Source organism: Streptomyces sp. NPDC006872, from assembly GCF_040635845.1.
Classification (GTDB): Bacteria; Actinomycetota; Actinomycetes; order Streptomycetales; family Streptomycetaceae; genus Streptomyces.
The window spans coordinates 140,250-164,818 of record NZ_JBEYIL010000024.1; the positions used below are offsets into that span (position 1 = coordinate 140,250).

Below are 24,569 nucleotides of genomic sequence, written 5' to 3' on the forward strand. Positions count from 1 at the left end.
CCGCTCACCGCCGTTCCCAGTCGACCGTGAAGGTGTTGGCGAGCTCGCTGGGCAGGGTGTCCGGGACGGTGATGTGCACCTTGCCGTCGGAACGGGACCATTTCAGCGGGCGGTTGTGGCCGAGCAGCCGGATCCGCGAGGTCGCGGAAAGAGGGATGTCCGCGGGCACGGAGAGGGTGCCGCTGGGGGCGCCCAGCACGATGATGTTGAACTTGCCCGGGGTGACGGTGTACCGGATGCCGAAGGCGCTGCCCTCCTCCTCGGCCCGCACCCAGGGCGTCGAGCCGTAGATCGCGGGCCCGTTGACCTTCAGCCAGGCGCCGATGTCCAGCAGGCGCCGCTGCATCACGTCCGGAATGGTGCCGTCCGGCTTCGGCCCGATGTTGAGCAGCAGGTTGCCGTTCTTGCTGGTGACGTCGGCGAGCAGATGGACGAGGAATTCGGAGGTCTTGTAGTCCTCCTCGATCTCGAACCTGTTGTAGCCCCAGGAGTAGCCCATCGTGATGCAGCACTCCCACTTCTGGGGGTCCATCGTGGGGTTGGTGCGCTGTTCGTAGGTGGCGAAGTCGAAGTGCGTGTCGAAGCGGTCGTTGACCACGACACCCTTGGGCTTTCTGCGGTTCTTGGCCTGGTTGTAGTAGTGGGAGATGGCCTCCTCGCTGCGCCACGGCGGTTCGCCGGTCGGCCGGAACCACTGGCCGTCCGCCCACAGCAGTTCCGGGTCGTAGCGGTCGACGATCTCGTACAGCTGCTTCAGTTCGTAGTCGCCGATGTAGTCGTCGACCGGCAGGTAGCCGGTCATCGGGACCTCTGCACCGGTGTAGAAGTTCTTCATCGGCCGCCCGATCGCCGGGTTGAAGAACTCGCCGAGCGAGTAGTACAGGCCGGGTCGTACCGTGCCGCGCCTGCGCGCGGCCGTCATCAGCTCGCCGACCAGGTCACGCTTCGGGCCGTGCTTCCCGGAGTGACGGTCCGTCACCTTGCTCGGCCACAGGGCGAATCCGTCGTGGTGCTTGCTGGTCAGCGTGAAGTACTCGGCACCCGCCTGCTCGAACAGCCGCACCCAGGCGTCCGGGTCGTAGTTCTCGGCCGTGAACTGTGGGATGAAGTCGTCGTAGAGGACGTCCTGGCCGTAGGTGTCGCGGTGGTACTTCCAGGTGGGATCGGTGTTGAAGCTCTGGTACCAGAGGTACCACTCGGCAGCCATCTGCCGGGCGGAGCCGGCCGGGACCGAGTAGACGCCCCAGTGGATGAAGATGCCGAACTTGGCGTCCTTGTACCAGCGCGGTACGGGGTGGGTGTCGAGGGAGGCCCTGGTGGGCTCGTAGTCGGGGATGCCGCCGGTGATCGCCTGGGCGGCGCCGGGTGGGGCCAGCAGTACTGCTGAGCCGAGAGCAGTGGCCGTGGTCAGGAAGCGTCTACGGCTGACGTTCACGGGAGGCCTCTCAGTCGGTGGTCACTCAGTCGGTGGTCACTCAGTCGGTGGTCACTCAGCCGGTGGTCGAGAAGGAGTCGAAGACGGCTGTGGTGGTCTGGCCGGGGTAGTCGAGGTTGACGGCGCTCGCGACCATCCCGGCGTCGAGGCCTGCGCCGTCGGCGGCGGACGGCACGGTCGCGGTCCCGATCCGCTGCCAGACGACGCCGTCGGTACTGGCGTACGCGGTGTAGGCGGTGCCGTCGCGGGTGAGCCTGAGCCAGGCCGGGTGGTACGAGGCGCCGCCGCCCGCCCAGGTGTCGAGCCGGCCGTCGCCGTCGCTGTCGGTCATGAACTCCACGCCGTACGACTTGGACATGGTCAGCACCGCGTATCCACCGTTCTCCGGGGCGGTGAGGTCGTTGGCGACGGCGATCCCGGCCTTGGCGGAGGGGCCGCTGCCGGTCTGGCCGACGAGGCGGGCGGTGACGCTGCCCGAGGCGGGCACGGCGTCCGGCACCTGGACGGCGGCCTTCTCGTCCATCCAGCCGGCCAGGTCCCGACCGCCGGCCCAGATCGCGAACTGGCCGTCGTTCTGGGCGTATTGGGCGTCCTCGATGGTGGCGAACGTCCGATACGGGGGCCGGACGGCGGACGGGACGGGGGTGACGTCGGCGGTCACGCTGTCGGTGTCGTGGCGCGTCCGGCCGTCCTGCCGGAAGGAGGTGCCCACACCGATGTCGTACGGCCCCCAGGCTGCGTCGGCGGATGGGGTGACGCGCCAGGTGACGGCGTGACTCCCGCCAGGGGCAAGGGAGTCGGTGCCCGTCATTCCCTCCGCTTCGGCGGTCCAGCCGGCCGGTAGGCGCAGCCCGGTGGTGACCCGGGTGACCGCCTTGGCACCGGTGTTGGTGACCGTCGCGGTGATCTCCGTGGCACGACCGGCCTGGAGACCCGGGCGGTACGGGGTGAGCCGGACACGGGCCGAGGGGCAGCCGCGGGCCGCTCCGAGACCGGCGAGGTCGACCGCGTCGGCGAACGCCTTCATCCCGGTGTCGTTGGGATGCAGATGGTCACCGGAGTCGAACGCGGCGGCGTAGCGGGTGGGATCGTCCGGATCCCGTACCGCCTTGTCGAAGTCGGCGTAGCCGTCGAAGACGCCGCCGTCGCGCACGAACGCGTTGACCTGCTGCCGGTCCGCTTCCTTGACCTCGGTCCAGTAGTCGCCCCAGCCCCGGTACGGGACCACGGTCGCGCCGATCACCCGCAGCCCACGGGCGTGGGCCCGCCGCGCGATCTCCTTCATACCGCCGATCACCTGGTCGCCGGAGGCGCCGCCCCAGCTGAGGTCGTTGACGCCCTCGAAGAGGATCACCGTCCGGGCGCCCGGCTGGGACAGCACATCGCGCTCCAGCCGCTCCGGTGCCGAGGGGTTGCCGTCGGTCCCGGCCGTGATGCGGTTACCGCTGATGCCCGCGTTCAGTACTCCGGCGGGGGAGGTACAGGCCGACAGCCGGGCCGCCAGGTAGTCGGGCCAGCGCCGGTTGGCGTCCGAGGTGGAGGAGGCGCCGTCGGTGATGGAGTCGCCGAGCGCGACGACAGAGCTCTGCGCGGGCCCACCCCGCACGTCGACACCGGTGAGGAACGGGAAGGTGGAGTCGGTCGTGGTGAACGCGTCGCCGCCGGCGTCCCCGGCGTGGTCGCCGCCGCCGTCGGGCGTCCAGTAGACGGTCTGGAGGCCCATCCAGTGCTGGCTGACATGGGTGAGGCTGCCGGGGAAGTACAGGCTGACCACCAGATCGCTGCGGGCGGCCACGGGAATCCGCAGCCCGTCGCTCGTCGCCTGCCCGCCGGCCGGGATCGTCACGTCCTCCTTGCCGCCGAACGTGAGATCGCGCGGGCGGCCGGACACTGACGAGCCGCTCGCGCGCCGCCCCACGGTCGCGTGTCCGATCGTCACCGGCTGGTCGGTGAACTCATTGGTCAACCGGATCCGGACGCTCGTCCCGCCCGCGCTGACGTGCACCGGGATCCGCACGGTCACCTCCGAGGTGCCCGGGTCGTACGACGCGTGCTGCGCGGTCGCCCAGGTCCCCGTCCAGTCCTGCTGCCGGGCCCCGGCCTCGGCGGGAGTCGCCGGAAGCAGTCCCGCCAGGACGGCCGCCACGGCCACCGCCAGGGCGGCGAACCTTCGGGGTCCACGCAGGTGTTCACGCAAGGCCATCAGGAACCGCCCCCACAGGTCAGCTTGGCGTCGGCCCAGTCGGCGTGGTCGAGGGCGTTGCCGTCCCCGGCGTCGGAGACGACGAGTTCGAGCCGGCGCGCGCCTGTCACGTCGACGTCGATCTTCTTCGTCGCGGTGTCCCGGTCGACGGTGCCGCTCTCGTAGACGGGGGTTCCGTCGGCGAGGACGGTGTAGGCGACGGTGGCCGGGCCGTCGGACCGGCCATAGGTCTCCTGGTCGAGGCCGAGCGCGGCGTGGAAGGTGGTGCAGGTGCCGCCGAGCCACACCTGCACGCTGCTGGCGGCGTGGGTGCCGAGGCCCTTTTCGTACACGGTGTCGTGGAGAGTGAGTGGCAGGCCGTCGCCCTCGGCGTTCTCGCCGACGGACTGGTCGCGTTCTACCGGCCCCCAGCCGTTGCTGCTGGAGGCGAACGGCAGATCGCTGACGTGGTGTTCGCCGGCCGTCAGCGGCGGTGGCTGCGCCGCCACCACCTGTTCCCCGGTCACCGAACCGGGCCTGCCGGCGCGGGTGAAGTCGGCGGTGGCGCGGAGGACCGCGACCGTGCCGGTCTTCTGGTCGGCGGGCACGGTGACGGTCCACCGGGCTTTCGCCGAGGCACCGGGCTTGATGGTGCCGAGCCGCACCGGTTCGGCCGGGGTCGCGGTCCAGCCGTCGGGCAGCTTCGGGCTCAGGGTGAGGTCGCGGAGCGTCCTGCCGTCGTCCGGTACGGCGGCGGTCGTCGTGACCTGGTAGCTGTTGCCCGGCTCGACGGTGTCGGGGGCGTCGACGGCCACCCGCGCCGGGACGGCCGGGTCGGCGTAGACGGCGGCGTCGTAGGCCGGGGCGGGCACCTTGCCGACCCGCAGCGAGGAGGTCACATTGCCGAGCGTGGTGAGACCCACCTTCCCGAGGCCACCGCTCTTCGCGTCCTCGCTCCACGACGCGATGGCGATGGTGTTCTTGCCGTCGGTGCGCAGGATGCCGTTGGGGATGGGGAAGGTGTGCTGGGGTCCGGTGTCGTTGACGTACTGGCCCAACAGCCAGCCATTGACGTAGATGAGGGCCCGGTAGTTCCGGTCGGGGGCGTCGGTGATGGTGACGCCGAGGGAGATGTCCTGGCCCTTGGGAAGCTTGGGGTTGAAGGTGGTCCTGTACCAGGCGATGCCGGGGGTGGTGTCACTGACCGGCAGCGTGGTGTCGTCCCAGGACCGGTCCGGGTAGCCGGGCAGGGTCCAGCCCGAACGCTCCCCGTACAGTCCGCCGTTGTTCATGTGCCCGCGTACGGTGTCGATGGGCTGCTCACCGCCCCGGGCACCCTGGATGCGCCAGGTGATCTGTGCGTCGGAGCCGGCGAGATACGCCGTGGTCAGGCCGCGCGGCTGCTTGTGGTCGTCGCTGTTCCAGGTGAAGTCCTCGTTGTGGCCCATATTGCCGACCAGGACGGAGATCACGTTCTCCTCGCCCTTGCGCAGCAACCCGTCGGCGAGGGGAAAGGTCTTGCGACCGGTCTGGCTCGTCCCGGCGAACTTCCCGTTGATCCACACCGAGTACGCGCCCACCGCGGCCGAGCCGGTGTCCGGGTTGGTGGCGTAGGCGGTCAGGGAGAGGGACTTCTCGGTGCCGGTGGCCCTGAAGCGGCCGCGATACCAGACGTAGCCGTAGTGGTAGCCGTACTCGTCCTGGTAGAGCACCGGCAGAGTCCCGGGCTTGGTCGGGTTGTTGCTGCTCAGCTTGTCGGCGTACGTCCAGGACGAGTCGTCGAAGTCCGGGTCGGCCTCGGGGGTTTCGGCGGATGTCTTCCAGTCGGTCAGCTCGGGGAGCTTGACGTCCTTCGGGCCGGGCACGGTGCCCAGCAGGCTGCCGGAGGAGGTCGGCTTCACCTTGAGGGGTGCCCCGTTCCAGGTGATCTTCCGTACGCCGGGCGGGGCGAAGACCTCCAGAGGGCCCGCCTTTTTCGCATCTCCGGTGAGGGAGAGCGTCGTTCCCCGGCCGGTGACGGACGCCGTACGGACCAGTTCGGCGCCGCGTTCCAGCACGGGACCGGCTGCCGTGTCCTGCCGCCAGAAGCCGGCGGCCTCGGCGTCTGTTCCGATGAGCAGCACCAGATCGGGGCGGCCACCGCCCTGGACGAGGACCCGGGTGAGGCCGGAGTGGGTGTAGTCCAGCTTCAGGTCGCCCCGTTCGGCGTCCCAGGTGGCGTCCGCCTTGCCGTCCAGCACGGTGACCTCAGGCTTGGCGGAGTAGCGGAGCATGGTCTGCCCGGGATCGCCCTCGCCGCCGTACAGCACGGCCTGGGTGCGGTCTCCGGTCCGTGCGCTGGTCAGCAGCTCGCTGGTGGAGTAGACGAGCCGCTGCCCGCCGCCTAGGTCGTGGCCGGCGACGAGGATCTTGCCGGTCTTGCCGTTCAGCCGTGCGGTGACCGGATACGTGCCGTCCGTGGTCTGCCAGTCGAAGGCGGTGGTGGCGTCGGCGTCGGCCATCGGGTCGCCGTGCCGGAGGTAGAGGAACCGGGTGCCGGTGTCCGGGTTGGCGCGGGCCTCGATGTGCACGGCGGTGTTGGAGGAGGCGGGAGGGTCGGCCGGATCGGTCGCGGTGAGCGGTCCGGTGGTGGTGTAGAAGAGGCCCTGCCGCTTCATCTCGTCGTAGTCGGCGCCGGTCTGGCGGGGTTCGCTGATCGGTGCGCCGTAGTCGTACGAGGTGTAGACCTGGCGCGGGTCGGCGAGCCAGCCCCAGTTGGTGCCGCCGTAGGTCATGTAGAGGTTCTCGATCGTCGTGCCCTGCATGACCTCGTGCTTGTTGACGATCTTCTGGTAGGCGGGACCCATCTTCTCCGGGCACTTCTCGTAGCCGGTGTCGCCCCAGGTCTGGAACCATCCGGTGCCCGCCTCGAAGATCGCCAGCGGGGCGTCGTCCTGCTGCCGTTCGAGGGTGGGCAGCCACCACTCGCCCTTGCAGAAGGAGTTGTACTGGTCCAGCTCGCCGACGAAGTCCAGGCCCTCGCCGCCCGCGTACTGCGGCATCGGCTCGTTGCCCACCAGGGGCACGGTGATGCCGTCGGCCCGCACCTGCTTGGACAGTTCGACGATGTAGTCGCGGCCTTCGGGGTCGTACAACTCGTTCTCGACCTGGTAGAGCAGCACCGGTCCGGTGCCGTCGGTGACCTGGCGGCGGGCGAGGATCCCGTCGATCTCCCTGAGCCACTCGCGGGCGGCGTCGAGGTATTCGGGGTCGGTGGAGCGGGCCTGTCCCTTCTGCGTCATCAGCCAGCCGGGGAAGCCTCCGCCGTCCGTCTCGGCGTTGATGTACGGGCCCGGCCGGGCGATGACATAAAGCCCGGCCTCCTCGGCCATGTCGAGGAGCTTGTCGACGTCACGGACACCGGTGAAGTCGTAACGGCCCTTCGCCGGGGAGTGGAAGCCCCAGTCGAAGTAGATCGAGACGGCGTTCATGCCGCTCGCCTTGATCTTCTGCAGCACGTCGCGCCAGAGGTCGGGGCTGGGGAGCCGCCAGTAGTGGAACTCCCCGGACCAGATGAAGAGCCGCTCGCCGTCGACCTTGACGGAGTACTTGTCGTAACTGACCGTGTGAGGTGTGGGGTTGGCGGCCGCGGCGGCCGGGACGGTGGCGGGGGCGGTGGCGTGGGCGGGGACCGCCACGGTCAGGATCGCGAGCAGTACGGCGGCCAACGCTCCGGCCAGTACGGTTCGCACTTGTCCGATTCGGGCGAGTTTCACGAGGTGCCTCCCGCGCAGGTCAGTTTGGCGTCGACCCAGTCGGCGTGGTCCGTGGAGACATCGCCGTCCCCGTCGACCAGCAGGTCCAGCCAGCGGGCGTCGGTCACGTCCACGTCGATTCCGGTGCCGCCGTCGGAGCCGTGCACCACCGGAGTCGTGGTGAGGGAGCGGCCGTCGGCGATCACCTGGAAGGAGACGCTGCCGCCGTCACCGACCTCGTCGTCCACCCCGGCCGTGGCGGTGAAGCGGGTGCAGCCGCCGCCGAGATAGACCCGGATCCGGCTGTTCGCGTGCACGCCGAGTCCCTTGGCGTAGGTGGTGCCGCCGATGCTCAGGGGGCGTCCGTCGCCGGCCACGGACTCCCCGTTGGAGGCGTCCCTTTCCACCGGGCCCCAGCCGTTGACCGCCGTGACCAGGGTCAGGTCGCTCACATAGGAGTCGGCGGACAGCCCCGGCGGTGGCACCTGCACAGCCCGTACACCGGTGACGGTGCCCGGACGGCCGGACTGTGTGAGCTCGGCGGTCGCGGACAGGACGGCGTAGTGGACCGGGTCGCCGGGCGGGGTGACGGTGTAGGCGGCGGTCACCGTCGTGCCGGGCCGGACCCGGTCGAAACGGGTGGCGTCGTCGGTGGTGGCGCCCCAGCCGTCCGGGACCTTCAGCGCCAGCTCGACGTTCCGGGCGGTCGGTGCGTCCTTCGGCACGCTGAGGGTGACGGGGACCTTGGCGGCGGTGCCGGTGCTCAGGAACGGCTCGGCGTCGACTGTGACATGGGCGCCCGTGGTCGGCAGGGCGTAGGTCTTGGGGTCGTACGAGGGCGCGGCCACCGTCCCGACCTTGATCCCGCCCGCCGAGGCGCCGAGGTCGACGATCTTGGCGGAGCCCGGGCCCGCGCCGGCCTCGGTGGACCACACGGCCAGGGCGATGGTGTTGCTGCCCTGCTCGCGCAGGATGCCTTTGGGGATGACGAAGCGTGTCTGGGGTCCGGTGTCCGGCAGATAGCGGCCGATCAGCCAGCCGTTGACGAAGATCTGGGCGCGATAGCCGGTGCTGCCGCCCTCGGATTCGCCCCCGCCTTCGGCGAGATCGATCGCGAGCGCGTTGTCCTGGCCCTGCGGCAGATCGAGCCGGGCGGTGGTGCGGTACCAGCGCACGCCGGGCCCGGTCCTCCCGGTCTGCCCAGCGAGGGTGGTGCTCTTCCAGCTTCCGTCGGGGTAACCCGGCAGCGACCAGCCGACCCGCTCCCCGTACAGCCCGCCGTTGTTGTAGGGGCCCCGGGCGGTGTCGACCGGGTCCTCGCCACCCTGGCTGCCCTGGATCTTCCAGGTGAGGGTGGAGGCCCCGCCGATCACCTCGGCGCCGAGCAGACCGCGCGGCTCCTTGGAGTAGTCGTGGCCCCATTCCTCGTTGTGTCCCGCGTTCTCGGCGAGCACGGAAAGGACATTGTCGCCTTCCGCCCTGAGCGTCCCGGCCGGGATGTCGAAGGTGTGCGCGCCGTCTCCGGAGCTGCCCAAGTAGTTCCCGTTGAGCCAGACCGTGTACTGGCCGGTCGGACCGGTGTCGGCGTCGAGTGCGAGCGCGGTCGCGGCCCCGGTGGTCCTGAACCGGCCGCGATACCAGACGTCGCCATGGTGGAAGCCGTACTCGTCCATCGCGAGGACCGGCAGCGACCCTGCCAGCTCCGGATTGTTGGCGGTGAGGTGGTCGGCGGTGGTCCAGGTGGCGTCGTCGAAGCCGGGTGCGGACTCCGGCGCCTCCTCCTTGTACTTCCACGTCGTCAGCGCGGGCAGCTCGACCGGGCGCGGCACCTGGGTGACGGCGACCCCGCGGCCGTTCCACGTCACCTTCCTGGCGTCCGCGATGACCTCGATCTTCGCGGCCTCGATGGAGTCGCCGGTCAACTTCAGGGTGCCGCCCGCCAGTTCGGCCGTACGGACGAGGGACGGGCCGCGTACGAGGACCGGGCCGGCGGCGGTGTCCTGCCGCCACCAGTGGGCGGTTTCGGCGGTGTCGGCGATCAGCAGTTCCATGCCGTTCACCAGCACCCGGGCCAGCCCCTCGTGGGTGTAGTTCAGCCGCAGGTCGCCGCGTTCGGCGTCCCAGGTGGTGGTGACATCGCCGTCGAGGACGCTGACGTCGGGCCGCTCGGCGTACCGCAGCACGGTCTCGCCGGCCTCGCCTTCACGCCCGTACAGCAGCGTCACGTCCCGGTCGCCGATCCGGGCGTGCGTCATGATCTCGGATGTGGAGTAGACGAGCCGCTGGGTCTCGCTCAAGTCGTAGCCTGCGACGAGGAGTTTGGCGTCCCGGCCGTCGACGGTGATCGTTCCCTGCTGGGGTACCCGCGGATAGTCGCCGTCCGCGCCCTTCAGCGAAAGGGTCGTCTCGTCCTTGTCCTTCACGCGAGTGTCGGCGTGCCTGACGGTGAAGAACTGGGTGCCGTCGTCGGGGTTGACGCGCCGGTCGACACGCAGGGCGTCGTCCGACAGGACGGGCGCCTCCGCCTTGTCCGTGCGCGCCAGCGAGGTCACCGAGTTGACCAGGTAACCGAGGCGCTTGAACTCCTGGTACTTCTCCGTCAGTTGACGGGACTCGTTGATCGGGGCCCCGTAGTCGTACGACGTGTAGACCGCGTTGGGGTCGGCGAGCCAGCCCCAGTTGGTGCCGCCGTACGTCATGTAGAAGGACTGGCCGCTCACCCCGGCGGCGATGTTCATCTTGCTGAACACCCGGGTGAAGTCGGTGCCGGTGAGTTTCGCGCAGTCCTGGTATCCGGTGCCGCCCCACGGGTCGAAGGCGCCGCCCTGCGCCTCCGGGATGATCAGCGGGGACTCGGGCTTCCACTCGTTGACGTACGAATAGTCGGGCAGGTTCTTCCAGGAGTCGGGGTCCTTGCAGTCGAAGCCCTGCGGGTAGGCGTCGAAGCCGTAGATGTCCGGGGCGCCCTTGCCGCTCACCCAGTTCTTGTTGGCCCCGCCGTCGTTGACGAAGGTGGGCACATCGATGCCGTCCTCCTTCGCCCAGTCGATGAGGGTCTGCATGTAGTCGGCGTCGTGCCGACCGCCCTGGTACTCGTTCTCGACCTGGTAGAGGATCACCGACCCTGTGCCACGGGTGAGTTGGTGGCGGGCGATGACCGGGTTGATCCGGCTCGTCCACTCCCGGGCCGCCTTCATGTACTCCGGCTCGGAGGTGCGGTTCACGCCGGCTTGCGTCTTCCGCCAGGCGGGCATGCCGCCGCCGGAGACCTCCGCGTTGATGTAGGGACCCGGGCGGGCGATGACGTACAGGCCCGCGCGCTCGGCCTCGTCGAGCAGCCGCTCCACATCGCGGATGCCGGTGAAGTCGTACAAGCCCGGCTTGGCCGAGTGGTAGCCCCAGTCGAAGTAGAGCGAGACCGCGTTGAATCCCCCCGCCTTGATCTTCTGGAGTACGTCGCGCCACGCGTCGGGGCTGGGCAGCCGGAAGTAGTGGAACTCGGCGCCCCAGAGGTACAGGGGCTTGCCGTCGACCTGCACGGAGTACTGGTCATAGGTGACGGTGTGCTGCGCCTGGGTCTGTTGCCCCGCCCGGGCCGGTGTCGCCGCACCTGTACTGGTCAGGGGCATGACAGTCAGGGCTCCGGTGAGCAGCAGCGATCTCCACTTGCCCCTCATGAGGTCAGCTCCCTCACGACGGCCGCCCGCGCGGTCTCGATGTCGCCCACGTCCTTCGTCCGGCCGTCGAGGTTCCGGGTCGCGGTGGTGAGGGCCTCGGTCAGCGCGTCGCTGTCGGTGCCGCCGTTCTTGTTCCGCAACTGGGCGATGAGTTCGTAGTCCTCGATGCCCTCCTTCAGCTGCTCCCAGCGGATGCTGGACATCGGGCCGTCCTTGCCCGGATAGACCAGGTACTCGTCGCCCTGCGTGAAGATGTGCACCGGCTGCTTGAAGGGGTCGCTGGTCCAGCTGTTGTACGACCAGCGCAGGAAACCGTCCAGGTTCCGCTGGGCGGAGATCCACGGCAGCATCCGCGACTCGACGGCGGGCGAGTACGACAGCGTGTTGGGGTGCGCCGGCGAGCCGTACACGTAGAAGGTCGTGATCTTGCCGGCCTTGCGCCGCTCCGCCGCCTTCTCCTTCGTCATCGCGTCGATGCCGCCCCAGTCGACGGACAGGTTGGACGCGACGCCCTCGGTGCTGATCGAACCGGCCACGGAGATGCGGTCGTCGAAGACCGGCGCGACCTCGTGGACGAAGTCCTTGACGACCGTCATGGTGTCGATGGGCCGCTCGTCGAAGGACAGCCAGGTGTCCTCCAACCAGCCCTTCGCCTTCAGGTGCTTCTCGAAGGCGGGGAGGAACGCCCCCCACGCCTCCCGCCAGCGGTCCCCGCCCAGATCGACGTTCTCGTAGACGGTCCTGCCGGTGCTGGTGTCGGTGTAGGTGAGGTGCTCCTGGTCCTGGAACGCCAGCATGGAGAAGGCCCCGATGTCGGGCCCGAGACCGGCGCGTCTGGAGGTCCGGACGTACTGGTCGAAGCGGCCGAAGTCGAAGGAGAACGCCTTTCCGTTCCACTTCCAGCCCACCATGCTGGTGTACGGCGTGGCGGTCTGCGACTCCCGGGTGCCGAGCGACCACTGGTGATGCCAGGGGTTGTCGACGATGGTGGTGTTGATGACCTTCTGGCCGCGCGAGGCCAGATCGCGGCCGTACTTCTCGATCAGCTTCCAATGCTGCTCGGACCAGAGTTTGACGCCGTGGTTCTTGGCGATCGTCTCCGGCTGCGCCCATACGTCGAGGAAGAAGTCGTAGTCCTCCGGGTCGGGCACGCTCGTGTCCGCGACCTCGACGGTCAGTGGGTAACTGGCCTGGGTGCGGCCGTCGGCGCTGACCTTGACCGTGCCGGTGTAGGTGCCGGGCCTGGCCTTCTCGGGGATGTGGAAGGTGAACCACAGCGGCTGCGCCGCGTAAGCGGGCACGTCCACGGAGTCCCGCTCATCGAGCGCGTCGCCGACCACGTCGGGGTTACGGTCGCCGGACACTTCCTTGCCGGAGCTGACCTGGTCGATGGTGGCGGACCAGTCGACCTCGCTCTTGGAGCGCTGCACGGGCACGTACCTGACGAACCGGACCTGGGTGTCGTCGCCGGACAGCTTCGCTCCGTCGGGCCCGGTGAGGTCGCCGACCACGGCCTTGACGTCGTCGAGGTGGTGGCCGGAGGCGATCGCCAGCTGCGCCGAGACCTGCTCGTTGCGGACGGCGGAGAGCTTGAGCTCCTTGGTGTCCTTGCCTTGGATGGTGGTCATCGGGTAGCGCGGGACCCGTTCCTCCGCGGAGCCGGCGAAGGAGCCGGTGGGAACCCAGGTGATGGTGTCCCTGGTGCCCATGGCGTCGGCGACCTTGACGGTCAGCCAGGTGGGGGTGGCCTTGGAATCGAGGTCGGTGCCGGTGGGCGTCGTACCGGTGACGGCGATCGCGGTGGTGCTCGCGGCCACGACCACGCCCGCGATGAAACCGGCGACAGCTGAGGACGTACGTGCCATGGGGCTGGGTTCCCTCTCTCACGGCGCTGCGGGGAGGTGTCAGGAGGTGACGGTGAATCCGCTGAAGACGGCTTCGATGTTCTCGCCGGGGTGGTTGGCGTTGGCGGCGCTCGCGACCATCCCCGCGTCGCCGGTTCCGGTGGCCGACGGCACCTGCGCGGCACCGACCTGCGACCAGGTCTCGCCGTCCTTGCTCGCGTACGCGGTGTAGGTGTCGCCGTCCCGGGTCAGCTTCAGATACGCCGGGTGGTAGGTGGAGCCGCCGCCCGCCCAGGTGTCGAGCTTCCCGTCGCCGTCGCTGTCGGTCATGAACTCCAAGCCGTACTGCTGGGTCATGACGAGCACCGCGTAGCCGCCCTTCTCGGGCGCGGTGAGGTCGTTGGCGAGGGCGATCCCTGCCTTGCCGACCGGTGAGGCGCTGTTCTGGGAGACCAACCGGGCCTGCACGGTGGCCCCTGCCCCGGCCGCGTCGTCGCGGTAGATGACGCCCTTCTCGTCCTTCCAGCCGGACAGGTCCTGGCCGCCCGCCCAGATGGCGAACTGGTCGCCACTCTGGGCGTATTGGGCGTCCCCGGAGGTGGTGTCGGCCGTCAGGTAGGGCTCCTGCACACTGCCCGGGGCGGCCTTCACTCGCGCCTGCACGGTGTCGGACACCCTCGTCGATCCGTTGTAGGTGGCAGTGCCGGTGAGGTCGTGGCTGCCCCAGCGGGCGTCGCCTGCCGGGGTCACCGTCCAGGTGGTGGTGAGGGTGGCGCCGTTCCTGAGGGACTTCGCGGTGGTCGGGCCGGTCGCCTCGGCAGTCCAGCCGTCGGGCAGGTCCAGTGCGGCCTCGGCGTTCCTGAGGGTTCGGTTACCCCAGTTGGTCACCTCGGTCGTCACCTCGAAGGGCGTACCGGAGTCGGTGGCCGGGGCGTCGGGGGTGATCAGGACGGAGGCGGCCGGAGCGTCGTCGCGCTTGAGGGCCTTGACGGCCTTGGCGGCACCCTTGGCCTTGAGGTCGACGAAGGCCGGGGTGACGCCGAGCGGCGCCGCGTACCCCTTGAGGGTCCTGGGGCCGCGGATCACCGTGCCCTGGTTCACGTCGTACCAGGTGCCCGGCGGCAGATGGACGGAACGGGTGGCGCCGGTGCTCGACTTGGGGGCGGCCAGTACGGCCGGGCCGAGCATCCACTCGTCGGTGACCGTGTAACTAGCCTCGTCCTGCGGGAAGTCGAAGAACAGCGGCCGCATGATCGGATCGCCGGTCTTCAGAGTGCTCTGCACCTGGTCCCAGATGTAGGGGGCGAGCTTCTCGTGCGTCTCGATCGCCTGCCGGTAGAGGTCGACCGTCTCCTGGTCGTAGTCCACCTTCTGGCCGGTGGTGGTGTCGTTGGTGTCGACCGGGGAGGTCGAGGCGTACATCAACGGCATCAGCGAGGCGGACTGCGCCCACCGCACCAGCACGTCCTTCGACGGTGCGGGCTGGCCGCCGGAGCCGCCGATCATGTCGGACTCGACGAACGGGTAGCCGATGGTGGAGATGGCCAGGTTCTGGGTGGCGGAGGCGCGCAGGGAGTCCCAGCCGGTGCCCTTGTCGACCTGACGGGTGACGAAGCCCGCCTCGTGGGCCGTCTGATTCCAGTGCACCCGGATGCCCGCGCCCTGGAGGTCGAACTCGTCGGCGAGCTGCGTGCCGAGCTTCTGGTAGTCCGTGGCCTGGTGGCCCTCGCGCGGCGCGCACTTCTCGTCGAAGAAACGGGTGTCGAACTTCAGCCCGTCGATGTCGTACGTGTCCATCAGGGCCTTGAGGTTGCCCTCGTACCAGGCCTTGGCGTCGGGGTTCGCCAGGTCGATGATCCCGGCCTGGCCGTTCCACCAGGTCACTTCACACGGCTTGCCGGTGTTCTCGGCGTCCATGAGCAGATAGCCGTGGTCGACCGCGTACTGGTAGTTGTCGGAGTCCAGGTTGATCCACAGGGTGACCCAGATGCCGAAGTCGAACCCCATGTCGTGGATCTTCTTGGACAGGCCCTTGGGATCGGGGAAGGTTTTGGGATCCCAGGTCAGATTGCCGTAGTTCGACTCCCACTTGTCGTCGAGCTGGATGGTGTGCCCGTCCAGACCGTTGTCGTGGAGGTCGGTGGCGTAGTCGAGCAGTTTCTCCTGGTCGACCTTGGTGTAGAACTGCGCCCAGGAATTCCACAGCGGCTTGGCGTACTGCTCGTACGTGGCGTCGCTCTTGGCCGGTTTGCCGACGATGCCTATGTAGTCGCGGTAGACCGCGAGCGGGGTCGACTCGACGAACACGGTGGCCTTGTAGGTGTCGGGCGACTCGACGGTGAAGGTGCCGAGGCCGTCCTTGCCCTTGCCCAGCGCCACGTCCATGACGTTCCCGGTGTCGACGCGCAGACCGGTCGACTTGGACGTGTACCAGAACGGGTCGATCATGTTGTACGACGCCGGTCCGAAGGTCTCGTGGTCGACCTCGCCGGCGTCGAGCGGCCAGGGCTGGTTGACGCCGGGACCGCCCTGCGGAGTCTCCGCCTCGCCGTGGCCGTACCAGTGGCCGGCCGATGACAGGTCGTAGACGAGGCCCAGTTGCTTCGGTGCGCTTCCGTGGACGTCCCAGTCGAGCTGGTAGCGGTCGGCGCCGGGGGTGATCCGGACCACCACCGTGGCGCCGTCGAGCGTGCTGTCGGCGGTGACGGTCAGGACGCCGTTCCTCCACGTCCAGTCGGTGACGTCGGTCGCGTGCTGCCACGTCCCGTCGGCCGCGGTGAAGCGCAGGGCGCCGGTGTCGGCGGTGGCGGTGGCGGTGGCGGTGGCGAGCACGGTCTTCCCGGCGCGGCGCGTGGTCAGGGCGAGTTCGTCGGTGGCCACGTCGAGGGCGTAGCCGGGGGCTCCGGCGGAGGCCGGTACGGAGACCGTGACGGCGTGCGCGGTGTGGGCCACCTTCGGCCCGTCGGCGGTGGCGGTGGCGGTGGCGGTGGCGGTGGTGGGGCGGGCGGCGGCCGTTGCCGCGGCAGAGCCGGTGACGGGCGCCATCAGCATGGCGGCGGTCAGGGCGCCGGCGAGTAACAGGCCGCCGGGACTGCTCAGTCGGGCGTGCACTCGTGTCCTCCTGTCGGACAGGACGGTGACGGTGACTCAGGAGCTGCGGTGCGTGGTGCCGGTGGTATGTAGGCTGCTTGGTTCTGCGTGCAGATGCAAGATTTAAGCGATTTCGCTCATGTTCTTGCGGTAGCCGCCACCTGTCAACAGGCGGGAAAGGTGACCTCCCGAGTGGCAGGGGGGCTCTCGTGGAGCAGCTCTTGTACCTGGTGGCGGTCGGTCCCGGGTCCCGCCGAGAGGCCTCGACGGGCCCGGAAACCGTTCGTAACGGACGGGTAAATTTCCTCAGGTCAGGATCACGGAACGGGCCAGATGACGCGGATTGTCCGGGTCCAACCCGCGTGCCGAGGCGAGGGCGGCGGCCAGCCGGTGCACCACGACGAGGTCCGCCAGTGGGTCCCGGCCGAGTGCCACCAACTGCCCGCCGGTGCGGGCGATCTCATCGGCGAGACCGGACGGCAGGGCTGCCGGATCCCCGAACCACCACGCCACACGACCGGGTCCGGTGACGCTGATCGGGCCGTGCCGGTACTCCATCACCGGATAGGCCTCCGTCCAGGCGCCCGCCGCCTCACGCATCTTCAGTGCCGCCTCCTGGGCGATCCCGTAGGCCCAGCCCTGCCCCAGGAAGGTGAACTGCTCGGCCTCCAGCACCCCGGCCGGCAGGGGTTCGTCCAGCGCCGAGTGCCCTTGCTGCGGCAGATGTCCGAGGTCCTCGCCCAAGTGGGCCCGAAGAAGCACCAGTTCGGTGCTGGCGAACCGGGTCTGGACGACCGAGGTCTCGTCGGCGAAGTCGAGCACGACGACGACGTCCGCCGGCCCCGTCACCGGCGACTGCGGTACTGCGGTCACCGCAGTGGTGGGGGTGCGCCCGCGCAGTCGGCGGAGCAGCTCCAGCACCTCGGTCGTGGTGCCGGACCGGGTCAGCGCGATCACCCGGTCGTAGGCGCGGCCGGCCGGCATCTCGGAGGCGGGGAAGGCGTCGGTCTCACCGTGGCCGCCCGACTCCCGCAGCGCCGCGTAGGCCTGGGCGATGAACCAGGACGTGCCGCAACCGACGACGGCCACCCGCTCGCCGGGCCGGGGCAGTGAGGCGGAGGCGGGGCCGTCGGGCTGCCGGGCCAGCGTCAACGCCTGCCGCCAGCAGTCGGGTTGGGTGGCGATCTCGATCTCGGTCCGACTCATCGGGAGTCTCCCCTCTCGGGCGCACGGCGTGACCGATACGTGATGCGGCGGCCCTTGACGCCGTGCGCGTTTCATTGAGCATCATGTCGTTTAGTGATTGATAGCACTATGAATCGAGCATAAACAAGCAAGCGGGCGCGCAATCAGGCGAGCACGCGCTGGACGAAGCACGCGATGCGTGCGGAGGGGTACTCCGTGAAACGGCACCTCGCAGGCCTCGCCGGGGGACTGTCCCTGGCACTGGCCCTCACCGGATGCGGCAAGGGCAGCTCCTCGGACAGCGGCGGATCCGACGGCAGGACGATCAGGTTCGTCGCGGCGAAGTACGACGACGACACCCAGGCCTACTGGACGGCACTGATCAAGGACTTCGAATCCGCGAACCCCGGCTACCGGGTGAATCTCGAAGTCGTCGACTGGGAGCAGATGGACTCCAAGGTCAAGACGTACGTCCAGACCAAGCAGGAACCCGACATCCTCAACTACAACAAGTTCTCCGACTTCGCCCGCGACGGCCTGGTCCACAAGGCGCAGGACGTGGTCTCGCCCAAGGTGCTGGCCGACTTCCTCCCGCTGTTCCGGCAGAAGGCGCAGTACGAGGGAACCCAGTACGGCCTGCCCTTCATCTCCAGCGCGCGCCTGTTCTTCTACAACAAGGACATCTTCGCCAAGGCGGGCATCGCCCGGCCGCCGACCACCTGGGCCGAGGTCGAGGCCGACGCCAAGAAGATCAAGCAGGCCGGTTACATCGGCCTCGGGTTACCCCTGGGGGCCGAGGAGGCCCAGGCCGAGTTCCAGATCTGGGCGATGAACAACGGCGGCGGCTGGACCGACGCCTCGGGCGCATGGACGATCGACCAGCAGGCCAACATCGACACGCTGACCTATCTGCGGAAACTGACGAAGGACAAGGTCACCCAGCCCAACCCGGAGACCACCAACCGCAAGGACGTCTTCAACCAGTTCGCCCAGGGCAGGATCGGCATGCTGAACGGGGCGGTCTTCATGCGGAAGGGCTTCATCGACCCGGTCGACGCGAAACTGAACTACGGAGTCGCGGCCCTGCCCAGCACGGACGGCAGTACGCACAAGACGCTCGGCGTGCAGGACTACCTCGTCGCGTTCAAGAAGGGTGACGGGTCGAACAAGACGGCGGTGAAGAAGTTCCTCGACTTCTTCTACCAGAAGGAGAACGCCGCCGAGTTCGTCTCCACCGAGGGGTTCCTGTCGGTCACCAGGTCGGCCGGTGAGGTGCTCAGTTCCGACAGCCGGAACGCCGCCTACTACAAGCCGTTCGTCGACGCCCTCTCCGCCGCGGAGTTCGCCCCCACCGACGACCCCGCATGGGCCGCGGTCGACGGCGCCGTGAAACAGCGCATCGGCACGGCGGTGGCGGGCGGCGACCCGGCGAAGGTCCTGGGCGAGATCCAGAAGACCGCGCAGAAGGACGACTGACCAAGGTGGCCGTACACGATGTCACCGTGAGCGCCACCGGGGCCGAACACCCGGCCCCGGTGGCGCCGGAGCCACCCTCGCCGCGCCGCCGTCGCAGGACATGGCGCGCGCTGGAGCCCCTGCTGTGGCTCGGTCCCGCGATCCTCCTCATCCTGACCATGGTCGTCTGGCCGGTCGTCGAGATGATCCGTACGTCCCTGACGCGCGTGAGCTCCACCGGACAGTCCCAGGGCTTCGCCGGAATCCGCAACTACACCGACCTGTTCGCCGAGGGCGATCTGCCCGGCGTGCTGCTGCGCACCCTCGTGTGGGTCGTGGGAGTCGTCACCGTCACGCTCGTGCTCTCGCTCGGCCTGGCCGGGCTGCTGAACTCCCGTTTCCCCGGGCGCCGGTGGGTGCGGTGGGCGCTGATCGTGCCCTGGGCCTCGTCCGTGCTGATGACGGCGCTCATCTGGCGCTGGATGCTCAACAACTTCTACGGCGTGGTCAACCGGCTGCTCATGGACCTCGGCGTGCTGGACGCGCCCGTCAACTGGCTGGCCGATCCGGGGCAGGCCCTCGCCGCGATGATGGGCGTGGCGGTGTTCGTCTCGCTGCCGTTCACCTCGTTCGTCCTGCTGGCCGGTCTGCAGAGCATCCCCGCCGAGGTGTACGAGGCGGCGCGGGTCGACGGTGCCGGCCCGGTCCGCGGCTACCTGGGCATCACTCTGCCGCTGCTGCGGCCCTCGCTGGTGGTCGCCGCGATCATCAACGTCATCAACGTGTTCAACTCGTTCCCCATCATCTGGGCCATGACGCGCGGCGGCCCCGGCTTCGCCACCGACACGACCACCACCTACCTGTACAAACTCGCCTTCGACAACCAGTCGGTGGGGGAGTCGGCAGCGATGGCCGTCGTCAACTTCGGGCTGGTCATGGCTGTGGTGCTGGTCTATCTGCGCATCGTCCGACAGGAGGACACCGCGTGAGCCGGACCGCCGTCATCCCTCGTAGATCCGCGCCGCGCAGGAAGCGGTCCGGACCGATGAAACTGCGCACCGTCCTGCTCACCGCCGTCGGATGGCTGGTGGCGCTGGCGTTTCTCGCGCCCTACGCGCACATGCTGCTGACGGCGCTCAAGCCGACGCCCGAACTGATGAAGTCCCCGCCGTCCTATCTGCCCTCCCGATGGGAGTGGTCGAACTTCACACACATCTGGTCGCTCACCGACCCGCGCGTCGCGGACGCGCTGGTGTTCTCGCTGTACGTCGCCGGGGCGGCGACGCTGCTGACCCTGGCCGTCGGGCTGCCCGCCGCGTACTACACCGCCCGGCACCACTTCCGAGGGCGTGGCGCCTTCCTGCTGCTCGTACTCGTCACCCAGATGTTCGCGCCGACCGCGCTGCTGGTCGGCATCTACCGGGAGATGGTCAGCCTCGACCTGACCGACACCGCCGAGGGCCTCATTCTGGTGAACGCGGCGTTCAACCTGCCGTTCTGCGTGTGGATCCTCAACGCGTACTTCGCGAGCATCCCCCGGGAACTGGAGGAGGCGGCCTGGCTCGACGGCACCGGGCGGTTCGGCGCCCTCACCCGTGTCGTCCTGCCGCTCGCGATGCCCGGTGTGGTGACCGCGCTCGTCTACACCTTCATCGGCGCGTGGAACGAGTACGTGGTGGCACTCACCATCACCTCGTCCAGCAACCGGATGACCCTGACCAGGGCGATTCCCGGTTTCGTCACCTCGTACCACGAGCAGTGGCAGTACCTGTTCGCCACTTCGCTCGTCGCGATCGTGCCCGTGGTGGTGCTCTTCGTCTTCGTGGAGCGCCACCTCGTCTCCGGCCTGACCGCGGGCGGCGTCCGGGGATGACGCCGGGATGCGCGACGCGGCCGGGTACGGTACGGGAGAGGCGGGCGGTGTCAGGCGCGGATGACCTCCACACCGGCCGCCGCGAACGACTTGGTCAGCTCGTCCGAGGCGGCCTTGTCGGTCACCAGGATGTCGATGTCCTCCACCGGGCAGATACGGGCGAAGGCCCGCCGGTCCAGCTTGGTGGAGTCGGCGACCGCCACGACCTGCTGCGCGCGGCGGGCCAGCGCCCGGTTGATGCTGGCCTCGCCCTCGTGGTGGGCGGTCGCCCCGTGGACCACGTCGATGGCGTCCACCCCGATGAAGACCTGGTCGAGTGCGATCTCCGCGAGCAGTTCGGTGGCCAGCGGTCCGATCAGCTCATAGGACGCCGGCCGGGCCACCCCGCCGGTCACCACGAGTTTGACGTGGCGCCGTACGACCAGCTCGTTGGCGATGTTCAGCGCGTTGGTCACCACGGTGACCGCCGTCTCCGTGCCACCGGAACCCAGGTCGGCGCGGGTGGCCAGGGCCCGCGCCACCTCGGTGGTCGTGGTGCCGCCGTTCAGCCCCACCACGGCGCCGGCCTTCACCAGTCCGGCGGCCGCCTGCGCGATCCGCTCCTTCTCCGGAGCGTTGCGCGCGGCCTTGTAGCGCAGGGGCAGGTCGTAGGCGATCGCGTTGAGCGCGGCTCCGCCGTGCGTGCGGGTGACCATCTGCTGGCGGGCCAGCTCGTCGAGGTCGCGCCTGATCGTCGCGGCAGAGACCCCCAACTCCTCGGCAGCCGCCTCGACTTCGATCCGCCCGTCGCGCGTCAGCATCTCCAGCAGCGCGCTCCACCGGGCCTGCGGTGCCGCCATGTCTCACAACTCTCTGTCGATGGTGTGCGCCACAATGTGCGCACCTCCATGAAACCACAGCGTTTGATTGGGTGCTTTATGGTCGTGAAACGAGCAAAATCCTACACTCTCCGCACTCTCCGCAAGCCCTTGCCGCTGTCGAGGTCCTCGCACGCCGTGATCGGAGGCCACCTGTGCCGCTGACACCCACCGCCGACATGGTGAGCTCCGCATGCCGCGACGGACGGGCCGTCGGCGCGTTCAACGTGATCACCCTGGAGCACGCCGAGGCCGTGGTCACCGGGGCGGAAGCCGCGGGCTGCCCGGTGATCTGCCAGATCAGCGAGAACGCCGTGCGGTTCCACGGCAGTCGGCTCGCCCCGCTTGCGCGTGCCACCGCCGCGCTCGCCGAGGCGGCCGCCGTCCCCGTGGCGCTGCACCTCGACCATGTCACCGACGAAGCGCTGCTGCGCCGTGCCGCGGACTGCGGCTTCGGATCCGTCATGTTCGACGCGTCCGCGCTGCCGCACGCCGAGAACGTCGCCGCCACGCGCGCCGCCGCAGAGTGGGCGCACAGCCAGGGGCTGTGGGTGGAGGCGGAACTCGGCGAGATCGGCGGCAAGGACGGAGTACACGCACCCTCGGCGCGTACGGACCCCGATCAGGCGCGCGACTTCGTTTCCGCCACCGGGGTCGACGCACTGGCCGTCGCGGTCGGCAGCTCGCACGCGATGACCACACGCACCGCCCGGCTGGACCACGGCCTCATCGCCCGCCTCGCCGAGGCGGTCCCCGTGCCGCTGGTCCTGCACGGCTCGACGGGCGTGCCCGACGCGGAGCTCCGGCAGGCGGTGGCGGCCGGCATGCTCAAGGTCAACATCGGCACGGCACTGAACGCCGCCTTCACCGGCGCGGTCCGCGACGCACTCGTCGCGGCGCCCGCAGCGGTCGACCCCCGGCCGGCCCTCACCGCGGCGCGCCGGGCGATGGCCGACGCCGTGACCTTGGCGCTGCGGACCCTGTCGGGCGGCGGGTACGGGACGAGATGAGCCGACCGGGGTCGGTCGGCCCCGGCGGGTCCCCGGACCGCTGCCGGGCAGTATGCCGATGGACCGACGTGCTGAGTCGGCGTGGAGGCGGTGCTCGGTTCGGCATTTCGGGCAGTCGGTGTCGAGCCGATGACCGTCAGGTGGCCGACCTCGGTGCTACGAAGCGATCGGGCGGTCGGACAGGTGGGCGAGCCCGGCCGGACGCTGCATCCGGCCAAGACCCGGCTCGTCCAATGCCAGGACGGCAAACGCCAACGCTCCCTCGAGCACACGGTGTTCACGTCTCTCGGGTACACGTTCGGGGGACCTGATACGACGACGCCCCGTCGGCTTGGCGGATTCTCGGGGTCCTCGCAACACCTGATGGCTTATGCGGCCGTCAGTAGATCACGCAGGCGCTCGGCTGGGGTTCTCCAGCCGAGCGTTTTGCGTGGTCGGCCGTTGAGTTGCTGGGCGACGTGTTCGAGGTCTGCGGGACTGTGCGGGGACAGGTCGGTGCCCTTGGGGAAGTACTGCCGCAGCAGTCCGTTGACGCTTCTATGTCAAGCGGTGAGCTGGTGTTGGGTGATGTGGTGCTGCCAGGTAGCTCGATCTTGGGTCATGGCGCGGTGGATGACGTCGATCAGGTGGCGTTTGAGGATGCGTCGGGCTCCGCGGGCTCCCTTGGCCGGCTCGTGGCGGGCCAGGAGTGCTCGCGCGCCCGCATGGAATCGCTGCTGGACGATGGACGTCGTGTAGAGCACGCTGTTGAGCCGCCGGTTGCCGCCTCGGTGCAGTCGGTAGCGTTCCTTGTCGGATGAGTAGACCGGGATCGGTGCGGTCCCGGTGTAGCGGGCGAGCTTTGCTGAGCTGGTGAAACGGGTGATGTCACCGATCTCAGCGAGGAGGACCGCTGCAGAGACGTGGCTGATCCCTGTGATCTCCAGCAGCGCGGGTGCCAGCGGGGTGACCAGTTCCCGGATCGTGGTTTCGAGTCCGCGGACACGTTTGTTCAGCCCGTCTATCTCCGTGATCATCTCGACCAGCACCCGGCGGACATGCCCGCTCATGTCCGTGGTGTCCACCATCGCCGTCAGCGAGGTCATGCCAGGCCGGCGGGTGAGGTCGCCCGGGGTGTGGTCGAGCCAGAGGTGCGTGTATGCCTTGATCTGGTTGATCACCATGGTGCGGCGTCGGACGAGGTCGGCCCTTGAGTCGACCAGAACGCGCAGCTCGCGCACGCGGTCATCGATGCGGTGACGGTCCAGGCCGGGTGTGGCGATCGCGGCGTGGGCGACTGCGGCAGCGTCGACGGGGTCCGACTTCGAGCCGGTGGCGGCGTGCAGTTTGCGGTGGGCGGCCATCAGCCGGGTGGGGACCCAGACCACCTCGTGGCCGGTCAGCAGCAGGCCATCAGCCAGGCGGCGGGCGAAGCCACGGCCGTCCTCGATTGCCCAGGTGATGGAGGTGCCGTCGGTGATCGTGCGGATCCACTTGAGCAGGACGCCGATCAGGTTCGCGTCGTTTTTGACGGTCAACGGCCTGGTCAGCCGCTTGCCGTCAGCATCGACGGCCACTGCGACGTGGACGTGCTTGTGCGGGTCGATCCCCACTGTCACCATCGAGTCGTCCTCATTGTCTGCTGTCGCGGATGACGGGACAGACGCGAGGGCCCTGGCCAGGGGACAGACCTATTGCGAGTTGACGGCTCAGCAGGCTTCTATCAAGTCACTCCCGGCCAGGGCTCTCGCCCTGTTGACCGCCGTGGACATCTCAACGGAAAGCCTTTCGGCACGTGTTCTCCGAGTCACCCGGCGGTCCCACCGGAACTCTCCCGTCGAAGAGGTCCGGCCCGCCAAGGCTGCACCAACAGGTCGTTCTCGTTGGATCCGCGCTGCCAGGGCGAGTGGGGGTCGCAGAAGTAGACCGGCACTCCGGTGGCCACGGTGAACTGCTTGTGCGCGGCCATCTCCGAGCCCTGGTCCCAGGTCAGCGAGCCGCGTAGGTGCTCGGGCAGGGTCTGGATCAGCGGCACCAGCACGTCGCGGACTCCCTCGGCGGTGTGTCCGCCGGGCAGATGTCCGAGCAGGACGTAGCGGGTGGAGCGCTCGACCAGGGTCACTATCGCGCTCTCGCTGCGGGGGCCGACGATCAGTCGGGTAGCGGGGACGCATTACTGCGTCCCCGCCCCCTCAGAACCGTGCAAGCAGCTTTCACCGCACACGGCTCAAGCAAGCCCCAAAGGCTC

General features: G+C 69.1%; 13 protein-coding genes and 2 pseudogenes. 4 read left to right on the forward strand and 11 right to left on the reverse strand.

What is annotated here, in order from left to right; genetic code table 11:
- Positions 1–4: 4 nt before the first annotated feature.
- From ABZ725_RS45820 to ABZ725_RS45850, 7 genes are all read right to left on the reverse strand, one after another.
- Positions 5–1,435, reverse strand: coding sequence for an alpha-L-fucosidase (locus ABZ725_RS45820; protein ID WP_358808311.1), 1,431 nt, complete (start codon positions 1,433–1,435; stop codon positions 5–7).
- Positions 1,436–1,490: 55 nt separating this feature from the next.
- Positions 1,491–3,638, reverse strand: coding sequence for a GDSL-type esterase/lipase family protein (locus ABZ725_RS45825; protein ID WP_358808312.1), 2,148 nt, complete (start codon positions 3,636–3,638; stop codon positions 1,491–1,493).
- On the reverse strand, positions 3,638–7,348 hold the full coding sequence (locus ABZ725_RS45830) for a beta-galactosidase (protein ID WP_358808313.1): 3,711 nt from the start codon (positions 7,346–7,348) through the stop codon (positions 3,638–3,640). The genes ABZ725_RS45825 and ABZ725_RS45830 overlap by 1 nt, the downstream gene beginning before the upstream one ends.
- 20 nt (positions 7,349–7,368) lie before the next feature.
- Positions 7,369–11,028, reverse strand: coding sequence for a beta-galactosidase (locus ABZ725_RS45835; protein ID WP_358808314.1), 3,660 nt, complete (start codon positions 11,026–11,028; stop codon positions 7,369–7,371).
- Positions 11,025–12,893 carry a glycoside hydrolase domain-containing protein gene (locus ABZ725_RS45840; protein ID WP_358808315.1) on the reverse strand — a complete coding sequence of 623 codons (1,869 nt, stop codon included), beginning with the start codon at positions 12,891–12,893 and terminating at the stop codon, positions 11,025–11,027. The genes ABZ725_RS45835 and ABZ725_RS45840 overlap by 4 nt, the downstream gene beginning before the upstream one ends.
- Before the next feature lie 39 nt (positions 12,894–12,932).
- Entirely contained in the window at positions 12,933–15,917 is a 2,985-nt protein-coding gene (locus ABZ725_RS45845; protein WP_358808324.1) for a TIM-barrel domain-containing protein, read from the reverse strand.
- Between the two features lie 351 nt (positions 15,918–16,268).
- Positions 16,269–17,168 (reverse strand): SIS domain-containing protein, encoded by a 900-nt coding sequence (locus ABZ725_RS45850; protein WP_358808316.1) that lies wholly within the window; start codon positions 17,166–17,168, stop codon positions 16,269–16,271.
- Between the two features lie 195 nt (positions 17,169–17,363).
- Between ABZ725_RS45850 and ABZ725_RS45855 the strand changes: the two genes are divergently transcribed.
- From ABZ725_RS45855 to ABZ725_RS45865, 3 genes are read left to right on the forward strand one after another with little or no spacing between them, the layout of a single operon-like run.
- A complete protein-coding gene (locus ABZ725_RS45855) occupies positions 17,364–18,623 on the forward strand; it encodes an extracellular solute-binding protein (protein WP_358808317.1) in 1,260 nt (419 codons plus the stop codon).
- A 26-nt stretch (positions 18,624–18,649) separates the two neighbouring features.
- Positions 18,650–19,591 carry a sugar ABC transporter permease gene (locus ABZ725_RS45860; RefSeq protein WP_358808318.1) on the forward strand — a complete coding sequence of 314 codons (942 nt, stop codon included), beginning with the start codon at positions 18,650–18,652 and terminating at the stop codon, positions 19,589–19,591.
- Positions 19,588–20,475 carry a carbohydrate ABC transporter permease gene (locus ABZ725_RS45865; RefSeq protein WP_358808319.1) on the forward strand — a complete coding sequence of 296 codons (888 nt, stop codon included), beginning with the start codon at positions 19,588–19,590 and terminating at the stop codon, positions 20,473–20,475. The genes ABZ725_RS45860 and ABZ725_RS45865 overlap by 4 nt, the downstream gene beginning before the upstream one ends.
- 50 nt (positions 20,476–20,525) lie before the next feature.
- Here the strand turns inward: ABZ725_RS45865 and ABZ725_RS45870 are convergent, their stop codons facing one another.
- Positions 20,526–21,314, reverse strand: coding sequence for a DeoR/GlpR family DNA-binding transcription regulator (locus ABZ725_RS45870; protein ID WP_358808320.1), 789 nt, complete (start codon positions 21,312–21,314; stop codon positions 20,526–20,528).
- Positions 21,315–21,487: 173 nt separating this feature from the next.
- Between ABZ725_RS45870 and ABZ725_RS45875 the strand changes: the two genes are divergently transcribed.
- Entirely contained in the window at positions 21,488–22,342 is an 855-nt protein-coding gene (locus ABZ725_RS45875) for a class II fructose-bisphosphate aldolase (RefSeq protein WP_358808321.1), read from the forward strand.
- Positions 22,343–22,710: 368 nt separating this feature from the next.
- Here the strand turns inward: ABZ725_RS45875 and ABZ725_RS45880 are convergent.
- The 3 genes and pseudogenes from ABZ725_RS45880 to ABZ725_RS45890 all read right to left on the reverse strand — a co-directional run.
- Positions 22,711–22,878 (reverse strand): annotated as a pseudogene (locus tag ABZ725_RS45880) (IS30 family transposase); the annotation flags it as partial.
- A 6-nt stretch (positions 22,879–22,884) separates the two neighbouring features.
- Entirely contained in the window at positions 22,885–23,943 is a 1,059-nt protein-coding gene (locus tag ABZ725_RS45885; RefSeq protein ID WP_358808322.1) for an IS110 family transposase, read from the reverse strand.
- Positions 23,944–24,197: 254 nt separating this feature from the next.
- Positions 24,198–24,476 (reverse strand): annotated as a pseudogene (locus ABZ725_RS45890) (IS30 family transposase); the annotation flags it as partial.
- Positions 24,477–24,569 lie beyond the last annotated feature (93 nt).